Genomic DNA, 1,060 nt, shown 5'->3' with positions numbered 1-1,060 from the left:
TCGGACATGACTAGAACGTCTTGCCGGCGGAGCCGAGCTGCTTGGTTGCCTCCACGACGCGGGCGGCAAGGCCTGCCTCGGCGGAGGCACCCCAGACGCGCGGATCGTACAGCTTCTTGTTGCCCACTTCGCCATCGACCTTCAACACGCCGGCGTAGTTCGTGAACATGTGATCCACCACCGGACGCGTGTACGAGTACTGGGTGTCAGTGTCGATGTTCATCTTGATCACGCCATAGGAGACAGCATCGGCGATCTCCTGGTCAGAGGAGCCGGAGCCGCCGTGGAACACCAGGTCAAACGGGCTGTCCTTGCCCAGCTTCGCTCCCACCTGCGCCTGGATGTCCTTAAGGATCTCCGGGCGGAGCTTCACGCCGCCCGGCTTGTACACGCCGTGCACGTTGCCGAAGGTCAGTGCGGTGATGTAGCGGCCGTTCTCGCCGGCACCGAGAGCCTCGATGGTGGCCAGAGCGTCCTCGACCGTGGTGTACAGCTTGTCATTGATGGCGTTTTCGACGCCGTCTTCCTCGCCACCAACGATGCCGATTTCAACTTCGAGGATCATCTTCGCGGCGGCCGTGCGCTCCAGCAGTTCCCGTGCGGTGCTCAGGTTCTCATTCAACGGCTCATGCGACCCATCCCACATGTGCGAGTTAAAGATCGGATTGCGGCCAGCCTTGACCTCGGCCTCCGAAGCTGCCAGCAGCGGCAGGACAAAGCCATCCAGCTTGTCCTTGGGGCAGTGGTCCGTGTGCAATGCGATGTTCACGCCATAGTTCTTAGCCACTTCACGGGCGAACGCGGCGAAACCAAGCGAACCGGCCACCATGTCCTTGGTCGCAGCACCGGACCAGTAGGCGGCACCGCCGGTGGATACCTGGACGATGCCATCGGACTCAGCCTCGGCGAAGCCGCGCAGCGCGGCGTTCAGCGTCTGCGAGGAGGTGACGTTGACAGCCGGAAATGCATAGCCGCCGGCCTTGGCACGGTCAATCATCTCGGAGTAGATCTCTGGGGTTGCAATGGGCATGCTGACTCCTATGCTGAGTTTTCGTCTATG

General features: G+C 61.8%; 1 protein-coding gene. It reads right to left on the bottom strand.

Translation table 11 applies throughout. The features are described 5' to 3' along the window. Positions 1-10: 10 nt before the first annotated feature. Entirely contained in the window at positions 11-1,030 is a 1,020-nt protein-coding gene (gene fbaA, locus ABIB45_RS22490) for a class II fructose-bisphosphate aldolase (protein WP_354218043.1), read from the bottom strand. Positions 1,031-1,060: the final 30 nt, after the last annotated feature.

Origin of the sequence: Arthrobacter sp. UYCo732 (assembly GCF_040547265.1) — a bacterium.
GTDB lineage: Bacteria > Actinomycetota > Actinomycetes > Actinomycetales > Micrococcaceae > Arthrobacter.
The sequence above is the reverse complement of the archived record's forward strand: the minus strand, read 5'-3'. Positions and strand labels throughout refer to the sequence as shown.

Bases quoted from the DNA above. Each gene is read 5' to 3' on its own strand.
- fbaA (WP_354218043.1), bottom strand. From the start codon at position 1,030: ATGCCCATTGCAACCCCAGAGATCTACTCCGAGATGATTGACCGTGCC.